Below are 16,624 nucleotides of genomic sequence, written 5' to 3' on the forward strand. Positions count from 1 at the left end.
GGTAAACGCTCATGTCCATCATGTCCACCGGGACCAGTGCGCTGATCGCCTTCCAACGGGCGTTGTCGACCGTTAGCCATAACGTCGCCAACATCAATACCGAAGGTTACAGCCGCCAACGTGTGGAATTTGCAACGCGCACGCCCACCGACATGGGCTACGCGTTCGTGGGCAATGGCGCCAAGATCACCGACGTGGGCCGGGTGGCCGACCAGCTGGCCATCTCGCGGCTGCTCGACAGCGGCGGCGAGCTCTCGCGCTTGCAGCAGCTGTCCTCGCTGACCAATCGCGTCGACAGCCTGTACTCCAACACCGCCACCAATGTCGCCGGGCTGTGGTCGAACTTCTTCGACTCCACCAGCGCGGTGTCGTCCAATGCCTCCTCCACCGCCGAGCGGCAGAGCATGCTCGACAGCGGCAACTCGCTGGCGACGCGCTTCAAGCAGCTCAACGGGCAGATGGACAGCCTGAGCAACGAGGTCAACAGCGGGCTGACGTCCTCGGTGGACGAGGTCAATCGCCTGACCCAGCAGATCGCCAAGATCAACGGCACCATCGGCAATAGCGTGGACAACGCCTCGCCGGATCTGCTCGATCAACGCGATGCGCTGGTGTCCAAGCTGGTCGGCTTCACCGGCGGCACCGCGGTGATCCAGGACGGCGGCTTCATGAATGTTTTCACCGCTGGCGGCCAGGCGCTGGTGGTGGGGACCACGGCGGCCAGACTGACCACCGTGGCCGACCCGTATCAGCCGACCAAGCTGCAGGTAGCGTTGCAGACCCAGGGCCAGAACGTCAGCCTCAGCGCCAACTCGCTGGGCGGGCAGATGGGTGGCCTGCTGGAATTTCGCAGCAGCGTGCTCGAACCGACCCAGGCCGAACTGGGGCGCCTGGCCGTGGGCATGGCCAGCACCTTCAATGCCGGTCACGCCCAGGGCATGGATCTGTACGGCGCGATGGGCGGCAACTTCTTCAACATCGGCTCGCCCACCACCGCCGCCAATCCCAAGAACACCGGCACTGCCTCGCTGAGCGCCAGTTTCAGCAACATGAGCGCAGTGGACGGGCAGAACGTCACGCTCAGCTTCGATGGTGCCGCGTGGAAAGCCACGCGCGCCGATACCGGCGCCGCCGTGCCGATCACCGGCACCGGCAGCACGGGCGATCCACTGGTGCTCAACGGTGTCAGCCTGGTGGTTGGCGGCACGCCGGCCAACGGCGACAAATTCCTGCTGCAGCCCACCGCAGGGTTGGCCGGCAGCATCTCGGTGGCCATCACCGACCCCTCGCGGATTGCCGCGGCAACGCCGGTCAAGGCCACCGCAACGCTCGCCAACCTGGGCACCGGCAAGATCAGCGACGTCAAGGTCACCAATGCGCAGAACCCTGCGCTGCTGACGCCGTCGTCGGTCGAGTTCATCGACGCCAACCAGTACACCATCGATGGCAACGGCCCGTTTCCCTACACCGCCGGCCAGACCATCAGCGCCAATGGCTGGAGTTTTGCGCTGGATGGCGCGCCCAAGGCCGGCGACACCTTCGGCGTCGGCCCGATGGGCGCCGGCTCCAGCGACAACGGCAACGCCAAACTGCTGGCCAAGGTGGAAGACGCCAAGGCGCTCAATGGCGGCACGGTCACGCTCAATGGCGCTCTGTCCGGCCTGACCACCTCGGTGGGCTCGGCCGCACGTGCAGCCAGTTACTCGGCCGATGCGCAGAAGGTCATCAACGACCAGGCGCAGGCCAGCCGCGATTCGATTTCCGGCGTCAACCTCGACGAGGAAGCCGCCGACATGCTGAAACTGCAGCAGGCCTATCAGGCCGCCGCACAGATGATCTCCACCGCCGACACCATCTTCCAAGCCATCCTGGGCGCCGTACGCTGATGACCGACCGTATCTCCACCAGCATGATGTACAGCCAGTCGGTGTCGTCGATGACGGCCAAGCAGTCACGGCTGAATCAGATCCAGGCCCAGCTCGCCAGCGGGCAGCGCCTGGTCACCGCCAAGGACGACCCGGTCGCCGCCGGCACCGCGGTCGGCCTGGATCGCGCCCTGGCAGCGATCACCCGCTTTGGCGAAAACGCCAACAACGTGCAGAACCGGCTCGGCCTGCAGGAAAACGCGCTGTCGCAAGCCGGCGACAAAATGGCGCGCGTCACCGAATTGGCGGTGCAGGCCAACAACTCCTCACTCAGCCCCGACGACCGCAAGGCGATCGCCTCGGAACTGACTGCCCTGCGCGACAGCATGGTGAGCTTGGCCAACAGCACCGACGGCACCGGGCGCTATCTGTTCGGCGGCACCGCCGATGGCACCGCACCGTTCATCAAGAGCAATGGCGGGGTCGTCTACAACGGCGACCAGACCCAGAAGCAGGTCGAAGTGGCGCCGGACACCTTTGTCAGCGACACCCTGCCCGGCAGCGAAATCTTCATGCGCATCCGCACCGGCGACGGCACCGTGGACGCGCACCCCGCCAACACCAATACCGGCACCGGGCTGCTGCTGGATTTCAGCCGCGACGCCAGTACCGGCAGCTGGAATGGCGGCAGCTACAGCGTGCAGTTCACCGCCGCCAACACCTATGAGGTGCGCGACAGCACCAATGCAGTGGTCAGCACCGGCACCTACAAGGATGGCGAAGACATCACCGCCGCCGGCGTGCGCATGCGCATCAGCGGCGCACCGGCGGTGGGCGACAGTTTCCAGATCGGTGCCTCCACCACCAAGGACGTGTTCTCCACCATCGACGACCTGGTCGGCGCACTCAACTCCGACACTCTGACCCAGCCGCAGAAGGCAGCGATGATCAATACGCTGCAGACCTCCATGCGCGACATCAGCCAGGCCTCGTCGAAGATGATCGATGCACGCGCCTCGGGCGGCGCGCAGTTGTCGGCGATCGATAACGCCAACTCGCTGCTCGAATCCAACGAAGTCACGCTCAAGACCACCTTGTCGTCGATCCGCGATCTGGATTACGCCTCGGCGCTTGGGCAGTACGAACTTGAGAAGGCCTCGTTGCAGGCCGCTCAAACGATTTTTCAGCAGATGCAGTCGTCGTCGTTGTTCAACCTGCTCCGCTGATTTTGCAGTAGAAAACCAGGGTTTTTCTTCGCTCCTGCGCGTAAGCACCTGCGCAGGCGGACGGAGTTTATTTGTAGAAAGTTATACCAGCGCTAAAGATCTGCGGGGTTCTGCCGAATAAACCAAACCCCTTGATACACAACGTTTCCGTATTTCGTCCTGATGCAGAAAAACAGTAAAAAAATACTGGATTTCGCTAAAGGTTCCCGACGCAACGCCGTTATTCATCTCAGCAGCGGCAACGGCCAACTTGATGGCCCCCCTGCGGAGGCTCCGGGCAAGTCCCCCTTGCCGGAAAAATCGCTTAGGAGAAATCAAAATGGCACAGGTAATCAACACCAACGTAATGTCGCTGAACGCTCAGCGTAACCTCAACACCAGCAGCGCGAGCATGTCGACGAGCATCCAGCGTCTGTCCTCGGGTCTGCGCATCAACAGCGCCAAGGACGACGCCGCGGGTCTGGCGATCTCCGAGCGTTTCACCACGCAGATCCGCGGCCTGGACGTTGCCTCGCGCAACGCCAACGACGGTATCTCGCTGGCCCAGACCGCTGAAGGCGCGATGGTCGAAATCGGCAGCAACCTGCAGCGTATCCGCGAGCTGTCGGTGCAGTCGTCCAACGCTACCAACTCGTCCACCGACCGTGACGCGCTGAACTCCGAAGTCAAGCAGCTCACCGCTGAAATCGACCGCGTTGCCAACCAGACCAACTTCAACGGCACCAAGCTGTTGAACGGCGATTTCTCCGGCGCGCTGTTCCAGGTCGGCGCCGACGCCGGCCAGACCATCGGCATCAACAGCATCGTCGACGCCAATGTCGACTCGCTGGGCAAGGCCAACTTCGCTGCCGCCGTCTCCGGCGCTGGCGTGACCGGCACCGCCACCGCTTCTGGTTCGGTCAGCGGCATCAGCCTGTCGTTCAAGGACGCCAGCGGTTCGGCCAAGAGCGTCTCCATCGCTGACGTCAAGGTCGGCGCCGGCGACACCGCTGCCGACGTGAACAAGAAGGTTGCTGCGGCGATCAACGACAAGCTCGACCAGACCGGCATGTATGCCTCGATCAAGTCCGACGGTACGGTGCAGATCGAATCGCTGAAGGCTGGCCAGGACTTCACCTCGCTGTCGGCCGGTACCTCCAGCGCCACCGGCATCACCGTCGGCGCCGGCATCCAGACCGCTTCGGCCGCTTCCGGCTCCACCGCTTCGACCCTGAGCAGCCTGGATATCTCCACGTTCTCCGGTTCGCAGAAGGCCCTGGAAATCGTCGACAAGGCGCTGACCGCGGTCAACTCCTCGCGCGCCGACATGGGTGCGGTGCAGAACCGCTTCACCTCCACCATCGCCAACCTGAGCGCAACCTCGGAAAACCTGTCGGCCTCGCGTAGCCGTATCCGCGACACCGACTACGCCAAGGAAACCGCCGAGCTGACCCGCACGCAGATCCTGCAGCAGGCCGGTACCGCGATGCTGGCCCAGGCCAAGTCGGTTCCGCAGAACGTGTTGAGCCTGCTGCAGTAACTTTGCAGCAAATCAGCAGCGCTTTGCAGCAAGTCCAAAGCCCCTCCTCGGAGGGGCTTTTTTGTGGCCGCAGATTTGACCCGATGGCGCGGCACGCCGGGTGGCGCGGGTTTCTTGACGCGGCTAGGGCATGGAAATTGCATCACTTCATCCCGTGAGCGAACGCGTCGCCGCCGCTAAAGTCCCCCCGGATGCGGCCGATACCCGTCTCGTAATCCCATGCGTCCATCTTTTTGTGGACGCCCAGACGAGGAATGCAACATGGCATCGGTGATCAGTACTTCCGGCTCCGGCTTGGACATCCCAACTGTGGTGTCCACCCTGGTCTCCCGGCAGAAAGACCCGGAGCAGGCCCGTATCAACAAGGCCGGGACCGCCGCGACGACCCAGTTGTCGGCGATCAGTCAGATCAAGAGCAGCATGACCACGCTCAAATCTGCGCTGGACAAGGTCGTCAGCAGCGCCGACACCAACGCCTACAAGGCGACCGTGCCGACCGATGCCGGCTTCACCGCCACCACCACCAGTTCGGCCGCCCCCGGCAACTACTCGGTGGAAGTGGTCTCGCTGGCCGCGTCGCAGAAACTGGCCTCCGGTGCGTTCACGGCCGATGCCACCGTCGGCAGCGGCACGCTGACGATTGGGTATGGCGACAAAAGCATCACGGTGGACATCACCGGTACCGACAAGCTCACCGACATCGCCGCCGCCATCAACAAGGCCGCCGGTGGCAAGGGCGTCACCGCCAGCGTGGTCACCGCCAACGATGGTCAGCATCTGGTCTTCAACGCGGTCGACTCCGGCACCAAGGGCGCGTTGACCGTCAGTGCCAGCGACCCGAGCCTAAGCAGCCTCACCTATGGCCCCGGCGTCACCGGCGGCTTGAACCAGTCCGTGGCCGCGGCCGACGCGCTGGTGCGTGTGGATGGCTTCGAGCGCACGTCCAGCTCCAACACCATCACCGACATCGTGCCGGGCGTGGTGCTCAACCTCACCAAGGCCGCTGAAGGCACCAAGGTCACGCTGGGCGTTGCAGCAGACACCAGCGGCCTCAAGGCCAACCTCACTGCCTATGCGGCGGCCTACAACACCGCCAACACGCTGCTGGCCAAAAGCACCAGCTACGACGCTGCCACCCGCACCGCTTCGGCATTGACCGGCGATTCGCTGGTACGTGGCCTGCAGCAGCAATTGCGCGGCCAGGTCAGCGGCAACATCAACGAACTCAAATCGCTCGGCCTGACCATCGACAAGGATGGCGTGATGAGCTTTGACGGTGGCAAGTTCGACACCGCCATCGCCGCCGACGGCGGTGCCGCCGCCGAGGTGTTCGGCAAGGACAGCAAGTACGGTTCCACCATGACCAAGCTGCTCGACAGCAACGTCAACGTCACCAATGGCACCCTGACGCTGCGCTCGGACAGCTTGAACAAGCAGATCAAGGGCTATGAGTCCGACCTGGACGACCTCGACGCACGCATGGTCAAGCTCAGCGATCGCTATACCGCGCAGTTCACCGCGATGGAAACCATGATCAGCAAGCTGCAAAGCAGTACCAGTTCGCTCAGCAGCCTGCTGACAAGCTGATTTCCGTGATCGCAGTCCTCAAGTCGTACGCCGATGTTGCCGATACAAGTAGTACCTATCGTGATGTCGGCCTTGCCTCTTGGCAGGAGCGTTGTCGCAGGAGCACCCCGCTCCGGGACCCGCGAAGGCCAGCCAATTGAGGGAGTCATCCATGTACGGTTCCAATCGCCAATATGCCGAGCAATACCGCAAGGTCGGCGTGTCCACCAGCGTGACCGAAGCCGACCCACACAAGCTGGTGTCGTTGCTGTTTGCCGGCGCCTGCCAGCGCATTCGTCTGGCCCAGGCCTGCCTGGCGCAGGGCGACCAGGCGCGCAAGGGCAAGGCCATCGGCGAAGCCTGCGCCATCGTCGGTCACTTGAACGGCTCGCTCGATCACGAAGCCGGCGGCGAGATCGCAGGTAACCTGTCGGCACTGTACGACTACGTCATGCAGCGTCTGACCGCAGCCAATCTGCATAACGACGAAACTGCGTTGACCGAAGCGCTGGAACTGCTCAGCGAAATCGACTCGGCGTGGAACTCCATCCCCCTCGAACAACGCGGCCTTTCTGCCGTTTCGTGAGTCCAGCCATGCATAGCGCGCAAAGCCTTCAAGCCGAAATCGCCGATATCCGCCTCGCCATGGCGCAGGAGGAGTTCGAGGTGATGCCGTTCCTGCTGGACAGCCACGATCTGCACCTGCGCGAATACGCGCAGCACGTGGACCTGAGCCAGGACCGCGACGCGCTGCAGACCTTGCACACCATGCAGCAGGATTTGATGCGGATGATGCTCGAGCGTCGCCGCAAGCTGCTGGATCTGATCCGCGCACAGCGCACCTCATCGACGGCCAGCCGCGCCTACGCCCGGGTCGGACGGATCTGATGAGTACGCTCGGCACACTCGCGCCATCCGCCGATGCCGCGCTGTTCGCCGACACGCTCAGCTGCGAATTGCGTCTGCCGGCCGGTTTTCGCGCCGGTAGCGATGCCGGCTCGCACAGTGCCGCAGAAACCCTGCTGCGTAGCCTGGGCCAGGTGGAAGACCTGCGCAGCGAAGAAACCAGCGAAGACCGCGGCGACCTGCCGCTGCTGGTGCAGCGCATGGATGCCAAACTCGACCTGATGCTGGCCTTGATCGGCCGCCTGGTGCGGCAAGCCGACACCGGCCTGATCCAGGGCACGGTGCGCTGGTCGGTCCGAGGGATCCGCCTGAGTTGCGCAAGCAGCCAGCCGCCAGGCACGGTTGGCAGCGTTTGCCTGCAGCCATCCGACTGGCTTCCTGAACTGGTACAGCTGCCCGCCGAGGTATTGGCGAGCGCCTACGATGGCCACGATCACTGGCTGTGGCTGCGGTTTGCGCCGCTCTCGCCCGGCCTGCAGGACGCACTGGAACGCCATCTGTTCCGTCTGCATCGCCGTCAGATCGCCGACGCCCGCCGCCAGCGCTGACGCCGCCTGTTGGCGCGAGGCGCCGGGTCGGCTAAGGTGCCCTTTACTGAAAAAAGGTCTCTTCTGCGCCGTGCGAGTCATCATCGTCGACGATCACACCCTTGTACGTGCCGGCCTGTCCAGGCTGCTGCAAACCTTCGCCGGCATCGATGTCGTTGCCGAGGCCAGCAATGCGCAACAAGCCCTGGATATGACATCCCTGCACCGGCCCGATCTGGTGTTGATGGATCTGTCACTGCCCGGCCGTAGCGGCCTGGATGCCATGACCGATGTGTTGCGCGCCGCGCCGCGTACGCATGTGGTGATGATGTCGATGCACGACGACCCGGTGCATGTGCGCGACGCGCTGGATCGCGGCGCGGTCGGTTTCGTGGTCAAAGACGCCGCGCCGCTCGAACTGGAACTGGCGCTGCGTGCTGCCGCCGCCGGCCAGGTGTTTTTGAGCCCGCAGATTTCGTCCAAGATGATCGCGCCGATGCTGGGCCGCGAAAAACCGGTCGGCATTGCCGCGCTGTCCCCGCGTCAACGCGAGATCCTGCGCGAGATCGGCCGCGGCCAGAGCAACAAGGAAATCGCCGCCGACCTGGGCATCAGCGTCAAGACGGTGGAGACACACCGCGCGCGCATGATGGAATCGCTCGGCTGTCGGCGTGCCAACGACCTGGTGCTGCTGGCGGCCAAACATCACAACGAGCTGGTCTGAGGCGTTCGCTCGGTTGCGAGCGCCTGGCAGGCCGTTGAAGGCCAAAATAGTGACGGGATTCCGGCGGGCATGCTTGAGCCCGCCTGTAGTGTCAGGAGGTTCCTGACATGCTGTCAGGAATATCATGAGTCACCTCACACCACTCCCTGATTAGAAACCCGTCGCGTTGTCCTGCAAGATGCGTTCCATCGCCGCTACATGCGGCGCCTTACGGAAGCGCTTCGATGAAGACGACCATTTCCGCCCAGCTTGGCCAGCAACTGCACCTGACCCCGCAGTTGCTGCAGTCGATCCGTCTGTTGCAATTGGACGGCATGCAGCTGGAGCTGGAAATCCGTCGCGCGCTGGAAACCAATCCGCTGCTGGAGCTGGAAGAACTGGCCGACAGCAGCGACGACGTCGCGACCAGCGATGATGGCGCCTCCGATATCGCCGCGTTCGACGAGCTGCCCGAGAGCACGATGTGGGACGTGCAGAGCAGCAGCTGGAACGATGGCGACGACGACCGCATGCAGCGCGTGGCCGCTGGCGAATCCACCGACCCGCATGTGCGCATCCTGCGCGAACTGGCGCTGGACCTGGACGAGACCGCGTTGGCCGCCGCCGCGTTCTGGTTGGAGCAGACCGACGACGCCGGCTATCTGAGCGAAGCGTTGGCGACCCTGCAGCAGCTCGGCGCCACTCGCTTGGGTATGACCGTGCAGGCAGTGGAAGCGATCCGTCAGCGCCTGCTGCACGGCGACCCGGCCGGCCTGGCCGCCTGCGACCTGCGCGAGTGTCTGCAGGCCCAGCTGAGCGCCCTGCCCGGCCGCGTGCCGGCACGCCATCTGGCTGCGCGCATCCTTGCAGGCGATCTGGAATTGCTGGCCAGCCACGACTACGCGTTGCTGGCACGCGCGCACGACGCCGAGCTCGACGACGCCCGCGAAGCGGTGCGCCTGATCCTCTCGCTGCAACCGCGCCCGGGCGACGACCTGCTGCAGGAAAGCAACGCCAGCGTGATTCCCGATGTGCTCGCATGGCATGCCGATGGCAGCTGGCGCGTGGCATTGAATCCGGCCACCACGCATCGCGTGAGCATCAATCCCGTGCACGAGCGCGCACTGGCCGAGGCCGGCGAAGCCGCACAACCACTGCGCGACATGCTGCAGGAAGCCCGCTGGCTGACCCGTGGCCTGTCGATGCGTTACGAGACCCTGCTGCGTGCCACGCGTGCCATCGTCGAGCGTCAGGCTGCCTTCCTGGTGCGTGGCGAAGAAGCCATGGCACCGCTGACGCTGAAGGAAATTGCCGATGAGATCGGCATGCACGAATCGACGATTTCGCGCATTACCACCGGTAAATACATCCAGACCCCGCGCGGCACCTTCGAGCTCAAGCATTTCTTTGCCGTGCGTCTGGAAGGCGCCAGCGTCTCCGGCCAGGCAGTCAAGGCGATGGTGCGCAGACTGATCGAAAGCGAACCGGCCGGCCGGCCGCTGGCCGACGAAGCCATCGCCGGGCTGTTGTCGCGTCAGGGCGTTAACATTGCCCGTCGCACTGTGGCCAAGTACCGCGAACAACTCGACATCGCCCCGGCACGCGAGCGCCGCCGCATCAACAAACCGCTGCTTGCCCGGGCAGGATAAGGATTACTATGAGCAAACTCACCGTGCTGCTGGTCGACGACCACGAGGGCTTCATCAACGCTGCGATGCGTCATTTTCGCAAAGTGGAGTGGCTCAATATCGTGGGCAGTGCCGCCAATGGGCTGGAAGCGATCGAGCGCTCTGAGTCGCTGCGCCCCAATGTCGTGTTGATGGACCTGGCCATGCCGGAGATGGGCGGGTTGCAGGCGACCCGCCTGATCAAGACGCAGGACGATCCGCCGTATATTGTCATCGCGAGCCACTTTGACGATGCAGAGCATCGTGAACATGCCCTTCGCGCGGGTGCTGACAATTTTGTTAGCAAGCTGTCCTATATCCAGGAAGTCATGCCAATCCTGGAGGGCCTGACGGAAGGAGCCAGGAATGAGTGAGTCCCGCATTCTGTTGATCGACAGCGATGCCGTGCGCGCCGAGCGCACAGTGTCGCTGCTCGAGTTCATGGACTTCAATCCACGCTGGGTCACCGACGGCGCCGACATCAATCCTGGCCGTCATCGCCACGATGAGTGGATGGCGGTGATGGTGGGCTCGGCGCAGGATGCTGCACAGGCCGACAAGTTCTTCGACTGGCTGGCCGATGCCAAGCTGCCGCCACCGGTGCTGCTGATGGAAGGCAGCCCGAGCGCGTTCGCGCAGACGCACGGGCTGCACGAAGCCAACGTCTGGACGCTGGACACGCCGCTGCGTCACGCGCAGCTGGAAGCCTTGTTGCGCCGTGCCAGCCTCAAGCGGCTGGATGCCGAGCATCAGGCCGGCGTGCAGCAGGACACCGGCCCGACCGGCAACAGCGAGGCGGTGACCCGTCTGCGCCGCTTGATCGACCAGGTGGCGGCGTTCGACACCACCGTGCTGGTGCTGGGCGAATCTGGCACCGGCAAGGAGGTCGTCGCACGCGCCATCCACCAGCATTCGCCGCGGCGCGATGGGCCGTTCGTGGCGATCAACTGCGGCGCGATTCCGCCGGACCTGCTGGAAAGCGAACTGTTCGGCCACGAAAAAGGCGCCTTCACCGGCGCCCTGAGCACACGCAAGGGCCGCTTCGAAATGGCCGAGGGCGGCACCCTGCTGCTCGATGAAATCGGCGACATGAGCCTGCCGATGCAGGTGAAGCTGCTGCGCGTGCTGCAGGAGCGCAGCTTCGAGCGCGTGGGCGGTGGCCAGACCATCCGCTGCAACGTGCGCGTGATCGCCGCGACACACCGCAATCTGGAAACCCGCATCAGCGATGGCCAGTTCCGTGAGGATCTGTTCTATCGCCTCAACGTGTTTCCGATCGAAATGCCGGCGCTGCGCGAACGCGTGGACGACCTGGCCATTCTGGTGCAGACCATCGCCGGGCAACTGGCACGCACCGGGCGCGGCGAAGTGCGCTTTGCCGATGAAGCCTTGCAGGCGCTGCGCAGCTACGACTGGCCGGGCAACGTACGCGAGCTGACCAACCTGGTGGAGCGCCTTGCGGTGCTGCACCCGGGCGGTCTGGTGCGCGTGCAGGATCTGCCAGCACGCTATCGCGGCGATTTTGCCGCGGCCACTGCGCTCGAACTTCCGCCCGAGCCGGCGTTGCTTGCCGCACCCGCAGAGGTCAGCACCTTGCCGAGCAATGTGGTGACGTTGCAGCCCAAATCGGCCACCACCGAACCGGCCACCGCGTCCAGCCTGCCCGACGATGGCATCGACCTGCGTGGTCACATGGCCAACATTGAGCTGGCGCTGATCAACGAGGCACTGGAACGCACCCAGGGCGTGGTGGCGCACGCCGCGCAGCTGCTCGGCCTGCGCCGCACCACGCTGGTGGAAAAGCTGCGCAAGTACGGCATCGATCGCGAGCAAACCGAGCTGGCGAACTAGGACCAGCGCGCCGGCCACGTCTGCTGGCACAGCGCTTGCTTCAGCAGGATCACTCCGTTCGCAGTCATCGGCTGCGAGCGGAATCGACATCGACGTGCCGACTCCACTTGCCGAGTGTTTGATGACCATACCCGTCACCAGTCCGCTGCTGCCGCCGCTGGAAGAATTTCTGCCCTATCTGGAGCAGATCTGGACCAGCCGCATCCTCAGCAACGGTGGCGAGATGCATCGGGCACTCGAGCGCGCACTGTGCGACTACCTGGGCGTGTCGCATCTGGCATTGCTGACCAACGGCACCACTGCGCTGATCACCGCGTTGCAGGCACTGCGCATCACCGGTGAAGTGATCACCACACCCTACTCGTTCGTGGCCACTGCGCACTCGCTGCTGTGGAAAAGCATCACCCCGGTGTTTGTGGACATCGACCCGGTGACGCTCAACATGGATCCGTCCAAGATCGAAGCGGCCATCACGCCGCAGACCACCGCGATCATGCCGGTGCATTGTTACGGCACGACCTGCGACACCGCTGCCATCACGCGCATCGCCGATATCTACAACCTCAAGGTGATCTACGACGCGGCGCATGCCTTCGGTGTGCGCGATGCCGGCGGCTCGATCCTGCGCCATGGCGACCTGAGCGTGTTGAGCTTTCATGCCACCAAGGTGTTCAACACCTTCGAAGGCGGCGCCATTGTCTGCCCGGACGAAAAAACCTATCAACGTATCGGGCATCTGAAGAACTTCGGCTTCGTCGACGAAACCACGGTGGTCGCACCGGGCATCAACGGCAAGATGAATGAGATCAGCGCGGCGTTCGGCTTGTTGCAACTCAAGCACATCGATCACGCCATCGCGCAGCGCAGCGCCATCGATGCGCAGTACCGGCAGCGATTGAACGACATTCGCGGCATCCGCTGCGTTGCCCGGCCCGATCACGCCACTGCCAACTACGCGTATTTTCCGATTCTGGTGCAGGACGATTACCCGCTGGCGCGCGATGCGCTATACCAATTGATGCGCGAGCACGGCATTCTGGTACGGCGTTACTTCTATCCGTTGATCAGCGATTTCCCGATGTATCGCGCCCTGCCCTCGTCCGCACCGGCATGGCTGCCGGTGGCGCGTTCGGTGGCGGCGCAGGTGTTGTGCCTGCCGATCTTTCCTGGCTTGACCCACGACCAGGTCGATACCATTGCCGATCTGATCGCCGGCCAACAGGCAACATGATCGCAACACGCTGCACCTGCATTTCAGACTCCCATTTCTTCAACAGGCAACCAGGCGAGATCGCATGACCCAGGCAACGTTTATCGAGAACTTCATCTCCGCCACCGACTTCCAGGAACCGGTGGAGGTCACGCTGGACACCGTGCTGCTGGAATTGCCGGAATGGGATTCGCTGGCCGCGCTGGGCGTGATCGTGATGTTCGATATGGAATACGGCAAGACCATCACCGGCGAAGACCTGACCACGGCCATCACTGTCGGCGATCTCTACAAAATGACCGAGGCGTAAGCACCATGCCGACCTCCACGCTGCACAACGTTCGCTTTGCCGGCATGGCGACATGCGTGCCGAAGCGGGTGGTGTCCAATCTCACCGATTGCCGGCCGCAGATCCGTTCCGAGCGCGAGCGCCTGGTGCGCAACATCGGTATCGAGACGCGCCGCATGGCCTCGGAGTGGCAGTGCTTCTCCGATCTGGCCTTCGATGCGACGCAGGTGCTGTTGGAAAAACTGCAATGGAAGCGCGAGGAGATCGACGCACTGATCGTGGTGACCCAATCGCCGGATTATCCGATTCCGGCCACCGCGATCATCCTGCAGGACCGGCTGGGGCTCTCGCACGCCACGGTCGCCTTCGACGTCAACCTCGGTTGCTCGGCCTACCCGTTCGGCATCAACCTGCTCGGCTCGATGATCGCCGCCGGCGGCGTCAAGAAAGGCCTGCTGCTGGTCGGTGACCGCAGCGCCACGCTGGAAGACCCGATCTTCTCCGATTCCGGCACCGCCACCGCGCTGGAATTCAGCACCGACGCGCCGCCGATGCATTTCGACCTCAACAGCGATGGCAGCGGCTACAAGGCGATCATCCTGCCGGTAGGCGGACAACGCGAACCGGTCGCCATGCAGCACCTGATTCCATTTCGCGAAGAACCCAACGGCCCATGGCGCCGTGGCGTGGACCTGATTCTCGATGGCGTGGCGGTACTGAGCTTCTCCACCCAACGCATCCCGCCGGCAGTGCAGAAACTGCTCGACTACACCGGCGTGGCCAAGGAAGACATCGACTACTTCGTGTTCCACCAGGCCAACCGGATGATCAACGAAACCATCCGCAAGAAGCTCGGTCTGCCAGCGGAAAAAGTTCCCTCCACGCTGCGCGACTTCGGCAACACCAGCGGCGCCTCGCTGCCGGTGACCATGACCGCGCGCATCAACAAGGAACTGGAATCCGGCCGCAAGCGCGTGCTGCTATGCGGCTTCGGCATCGGGCTGTCGTGGGGCACCTGCCTGGTGGACATCGATGGTGCGGTGTTTCCTGATTTGATCGAGTCATGACGGCCACACCTGCAGCAACCACCGATGCGTTCGGGCTGCAAAACAAGACAGTTATGGTGACCGGCGCGTCGTCGGGCATTGGCGCTGCGGTCGCTAGGTTGTGCGCGCGTCTGGGCGCGAGTGTGGTGCTCACCGGGCGCGATATTGCGCGACTGGATACGGTAGCCGGCGCGTTGCAGGGCAGCAGGCATGCGGTAGTGGCCGGCGATCTGACCGAAGAAGACACCCGTACACGCCTGCTCAACGCTGCAGAGCGGTATCACGGGCTGGTTTCCTGCGCAGGCATCGCGGCGTTGGTGCCGTTCCGCATGGCCGCAGAAAAGCATCTGCAACAGATGCTGTCGGTGAACTATCTGGCACCGATCGCGCTGACGCAGCAGTTGCTGGTCAAGCGCCGCCTGAGCGAAGGCGCATCGCTGGTCTATATCTCGGCATTGTCCGCACGCGCGGCACCTCAGGCTGCCGCCGGCTACGCAGCATCCAAGGCAGCGCTGGAAGCTGCGGTCCGCACGCTGGCGCTCGAACAGGCCAAACACGGCATCCGCGCCAACTGCATCGCGCCAGGCTACGTGGACACGCCCATGCTGAAGAAATTGGGCACCGCAGCAGACCTTGACGACAAGATCGGGCTGACGCCGCTGGGACGCATCGACCCGGATGACATCGCCAAAGGCGCGGTGTATCTGCTGTCGGCGGCCAGCCGCTGGATTACCCGCAGCACCTTGACCATCGATGGCGGGATTTCCCTGCCCATCCGCCTATGAGCATCGACACTACCATGGCAGCAGACGATCCCGTCTCCGCGCTGCTGCGCGACATGTATGGCCTGCACGGCAAGACCGTACTGGTGACCGGCGCATCCAAAGGCATTGGCGAAGCGGTCGCACGTGCATGCGCCGCCGCAGGGGCACGCCTGATCGTCAGCGGGCGCGATGCGGAGCGTCTGCAAACCACGCTGGCATCGCTGCACGGCGATGGCCATCGCCTGTTTGCTGGCGACCTGAGCGATGCAGCTGTCGTGCAACAACTCGCTGCCGATTGCGGGCCCGTCGACGGTGTGGTGCACAGCGCCGGCATTCGCGGGCTGTCGCCCATGAAACTGGTCAGCGAAAAATTCCTGCGCGAGGTCATGGACATAAACTATCTGGCGCCGGTGATGCTGACCCGCCACCTGTTGGCGCGGCAATCGCTGAAGCCTGGAGGTTCGGTGATCTTCCTTTCATCCATCGCCGCACTCACCGGCACGGTGGGTGTGGGCCCGTACGCAGGCTCCAAGGCTGCACTGGTCGGCACGCTACGGCCGTTAGCGCTGGAGCTGGCGCGCCGCAAGATCCGCGCGAACGCGCTCTGCCCCGGCCTGGTCGAGACCTCGTTGATCAATGAGGACAAGGCCTGGTTCGAAGAAAGCCGCAAGCGTTATCCGCTGGGCATCGGACAGCCCGACGACGTGGCGCTGGCCTGTCTGTATTTCCTTTCCGATGCCAGCAGCAAGGTGACCGGACAGGCCTTCAGCATGGATGGAGGCGTGGAATTCGCATGACCGCCGATACACCTGCCCCGCCCTACCACCTGCTGATCGTCAACGCCGGTGGCTTTGGGCGGGATATCGCATCGCTGGCGTATCACGAAGATCCAGCCTACGGGGTGGAGTGGGACATCAAGGGATTTCTGGATAACCGCACGCATCTGCATGGCACATCGCGTTGGCCGATCGTAGGAGACCCCTCCACCTATCACCCCGTCGAAGGCGATATCTTCATCTGCGCGATCGGAGACCCTGCAGCGCGACGGCGCTATTCCCGTGCGCTGATCGACAAGGGTGCGGACTTCATCGTGTTTCATCCGCCGCCGTCGCGTGAGGCCGCTGCCGGCTACATCGGGCGCGGAGGCGTGTTCGATTCGCGCGTCTCTATCGGCTCAGGCAGCCGACTCGGTGAGTTCGTCACTGTGCTTTCCACCTCCATCATTGCGCACGAAGTCACTATCGGTAACTACGTGCAGATTGGCAGTTTCGTTTTCATCGGCGGCGGCGTAGTCATTGGCAACGAGGTAACGATTCACCCGCACGCCACCATCATTCCCGGCATCAGGATCGGCGACGGCGCGATCATCGGAGCTGGCAGCGTAGTTGTGAAAGACGTGCCCTCCAACAGTACCGTGGCTGGTAATCCTGCGCGTGTGATTTTCAGCAGGTAGGCCAGGAAAATGCAGATCAGGACTTTGGGAAT

The 16,624-nt window shown here is 63.6% G+C and carries 17 protein-coding genes; all 17 read left to right on the forward strand.

Annotation, left to right across the window (positions count from 1 at the left end):
- Nucleotides 1-11: 11 nt before the first annotated feature.
- The 17 genes from flgK (at nt 12) to AC1PLU_RS11880 (ending at nt 16,592) form a co-directional block, all read left to right on the forward strand.
- On the forward strand, nt 12-1,886 hold the full coding sequence (gene flgK, locus AC1PLU_RS11800) for a flagellar hook-associated protein FlgK (protein ID WP_481106316.1): 1,875 nt from the start codon (nt 12-14) through the stop codon (nt 1,884-1,886).
- Nucleotides 1,886-3,091: a flagellar hook-associated protein FlgL gene (gene flgL, locus AC1PLU_RS11805; RefSeq protein ID WP_481106317.1), complete on the forward strand. Its 1,206-nt coding sequence runs from the start codon at nt 1,886-1,888 to the stop codon at nt 3,089-3,091. The genes flgK and flgL overlap by 1 nt, the downstream gene beginning before the upstream one ends.
- A 319-nt stretch (nt 3,092-3,410) precedes the next feature.
- Nucleotides 3,411-4,610, forward strand: coding sequence for a flagellin (locus tag AC1PLU_RS11810; RefSeq protein ID WP_115038939.1), 1,200 nt, complete (start codon nt 3,411-3,413; stop codon nt 4,608-4,610).
- 261 nt (nt 4,611-4,871) lie between these two features.
- Entirely contained in the window at nt 4,872-6,197 is a 1,326-nt protein-coding gene (gene fliD, locus AC1PLU_RS11815; protein ID WP_115038937.1) for a flagellar filament capping protein FliD, read from the forward strand.
- 151 nt (nt 6,198-6,348) lie between these two features.
- Entirely contained in the window at nt 6,349-6,762 is a 414-nt protein-coding gene (gene fliS / locus AC1PLU_RS11820; protein ID WP_023903949.1) for a flagellar export chaperone FliS, read from the forward strand.
- A gap of 8 nt (nt 6,763-6,770) precedes the next feature.
- A complete protein-coding gene (locus tag AC1PLU_RS11825; protein WP_115038934.1) occupies nt 6,771-7,064 on the forward strand; it encodes a hypothetical protein in 294 nt (97 codons plus the stop codon).
- Entirely contained in the window at nt 7,064-7,630 is a 567-nt protein-coding gene (locus AC1PLU_RS11830) for a PilZ domain-containing protein (protein WP_104550393.1), read from the forward strand. Before AC1PLU_RS11825 ends, AC1PLU_RS11830 begins: the two co-directional genes overlap by 1 nt.
- Before the next feature lie 70 nt (nt 7,631-7,700).
- Nucleotides 7,701-8,333 (forward strand): response regulator transcription factor, encoded by a 633-nt coding sequence (locus tag AC1PLU_RS11835; protein ID WP_055854470.1) that lies wholly within the window; start codon nt 7,701-7,703, stop codon nt 8,331-8,333.
- A gap of 224 nt (nt 8,334-8,557) precedes the next feature.
- On the forward strand, nt 8,558-9,961 hold the full coding sequence (rpoN, locus tag AC1PLU_RS11840) for an RNA polymerase factor sigma-54 (RefSeq protein ID WP_481106318.1): 1,404 nt from the start codon (nt 8,558-8,560) through the stop codon (nt 9,959-9,961).
- Between the two features lie 8 nt (nt 9,962-9,969).
- Nucleotides 9,970-10,353: a response regulator gene (locus AC1PLU_RS11845; RefSeq protein ID WP_005997154.1), complete on the forward strand. Its 384-nt coding sequence runs from the start codon at nt 9,970-9,972 to the stop codon at nt 10,351-10,353.
- Nucleotides 10,346-11,830, forward strand: a complete 1,485-nt coding sequence (locus tag AC1PLU_RS11850) for a sigma-54 dependent transcriptional regulator (RefSeq protein WP_481106319.1) — start codon at nt 10,346-10,348, stop codon at nt 11,828-11,830. The genes AC1PLU_RS11845 and AC1PLU_RS11850 overlap by 8 nt, the downstream gene beginning before the upstream one ends.
- 121 nt (nt 11,831-11,951) lie before the next feature.
- Nucleotides 11,952-13,061 carry a DegT/DnrJ/EryC1/StrS family aminotransferase gene (locus AC1PLU_RS11855; protein ID WP_481106320.1) on the forward strand — a complete coding sequence of 370 codons (1,110 nt, stop codon included), beginning with the start codon at nt 11,952-11,954 and terminating at the stop codon, nt 13,059-13,061.
- A gap of 64 nt (nt 13,062-13,125) precedes the next feature.
- Entirely contained in the window at nt 13,126-13,350 is a 225-nt protein-coding gene (locus AC1PLU_RS11860) for an acyl carrier protein (RefSeq protein WP_481106321.1), read from the forward strand.
- Nucleotides 13,351-13,355: 5 nt separating this feature from the next.
- Nucleotides 13,356-14,396, forward strand: coding sequence for a ketoacyl-ACP synthase III (locus AC1PLU_RS11865; RefSeq protein WP_481106322.1), 1,041 nt, complete (start codon nt 13,356-13,358; stop codon nt 14,394-14,396).
- Nucleotides 14,393-15,160: an SDR family NAD(P)-dependent oxidoreductase gene (locus AC1PLU_RS11870; RefSeq protein ID WP_481106323.1), complete on the forward strand. Its 768-nt coding sequence runs from the start codon at nt 14,393-14,395 to the stop codon at nt 15,158-15,160. The genes AC1PLU_RS11865 and AC1PLU_RS11870 overlap by 4 nt, the downstream gene beginning before the upstream one ends.
- A gap of 14 nt (nt 15,161-15,174) precedes the next feature.
- Entirely contained in the window at nt 15,175-15,936 is a 762-nt protein-coding gene (locus AC1PLU_RS11875) for an SDR family NAD(P)-dependent oxidoreductase (RefSeq protein WP_481106324.1), read from the forward strand.
- Entirely contained in the window at nt 15,933-16,592 is a 660-nt protein-coding gene (locus AC1PLU_RS11880) for an acetyltransferase (protein ID WP_104591692.1), read from the forward strand. Before AC1PLU_RS11875 ends, AC1PLU_RS11880 begins: the two co-directional genes overlap by 4 nt.
- The last annotated feature ends 32 nt before the right edge of the window (nt 16,593-16,624 follow it).

Source organism: Xanthomonas sp. NCPPB 2933 (genome assembly GCF_056725225.1).

What these genes read in the sequence shown, in the direction of transcription:
- AC1PLU_RS11845 (WP_005997154.1), top strand. Translation starts at nt 9,970, where the DNA reads ATGAGCAAACTCACCGTGCTGCTGGTCGACGACCACGAGGGCTTCATC.
- AC1PLU_RS11810 (WP_115038939.1), top strand. Translation starts at nt 3,411, where the DNA reads ATGGCACAGGTAATCAACACCAACGTAATGTCGCTGAACGCTCAGCGT.
- fliS (WP_023903949.1), top strand. Translation starts at nt 6,349, where the DNA reads ATGTACGGTTCCAATCGCCAATATGCCGAGCAATACCGCAAGGTCGGC.
- AC1PLU_RS11850 (WP_481106319.1), top strand. Translation starts at nt 10,346, where the DNA reads ATGAGTGAGTCCCGCATTCTGTTGATCGACAGCGATGCCGTGCGCGCC.
- fliD (WP_115038937.1), top strand. Translation starts at nt 4,872, where the DNA reads ATGGCATCGGTGATCAGTACTTCCGGCTCCGGCTTGGACATCCCAACT.
- flgK (WP_481106316.1), top strand. Translation starts at nt 12, where the DNA reads ATGTCCATCATGTCCACCGGGACCAGTGCGCTGATCGCCTTCCAACGG.
- AC1PLU_RS11865 (WP_481106322.1), top strand. Translation starts at nt 13,356, where the DNA reads ATGCCGACCTCCACGCTGCACAACGTTCGCTTTGCCGGCATGGCGACA.
- AC1PLU_RS11825 (WP_115038934.1), top strand. Translation starts at nt 6,771, where the DNA reads ATGCATAGCGCGCAAAGCCTTCAAGCCGAAATCGCCGATATCCGCCTC.
- AC1PLU_RS11870 (WP_481106323.1), top strand. Translation starts at nt 14,393, where the DNA reads ATGACGGCCACACCTGCAGCAACCACCGATGCGTTCGGGCTGCAAAAC.
- AC1PLU_RS11855 (WP_481106320.1), top strand. Translation starts at nt 11,952, where the DNA reads ATGACCATACCCGTCACCAGTCCGCTGCTGCCGCCGCTGGAAGAATTT.
- rpoN (WP_481106318.1), top strand. Translation starts at nt 8,558, where the DNA reads ATGAAGACGACCATTTCCGCCCAGCTTGGCCAGCAACTGCACCTGACC.
- AC1PLU_RS11880 (WP_104591692.1), top strand. Translation starts at nt 15,933, where the DNA reads ATGACCGCCGATACACCTGCCCCGCCCTACCACCTGCTGATCGTCAAC.
- AC1PLU_RS11875 (WP_481106324.1), top strand. Translation starts at nt 15,175, where the DNA reads ATGGCAGCAGACGATCCCGTCTCCGCGCTGCTGCGCGACATGTATGGC.
- flgL (WP_481106317.1), top strand. Translation starts at nt 1,886, where the DNA reads ATGACCGACCGTATCTCCACCAGCATGATGTACAGCCAGTCGGTGTCG.
- AC1PLU_RS11860 (WP_481106321.1), top strand. Translation starts at nt 13,126, where the DNA reads ATGACCCAGGCAACGTTTATCGAGAACTTCATCTCCGCCACCGACTTC.
- AC1PLU_RS11830 (WP_104550393.1), top strand. Translation starts at nt 7,064, where the DNA reads ATGAGTACGCTCGGCACACTCGCGCCATCCGCCGATGCCGCGCTGTTC.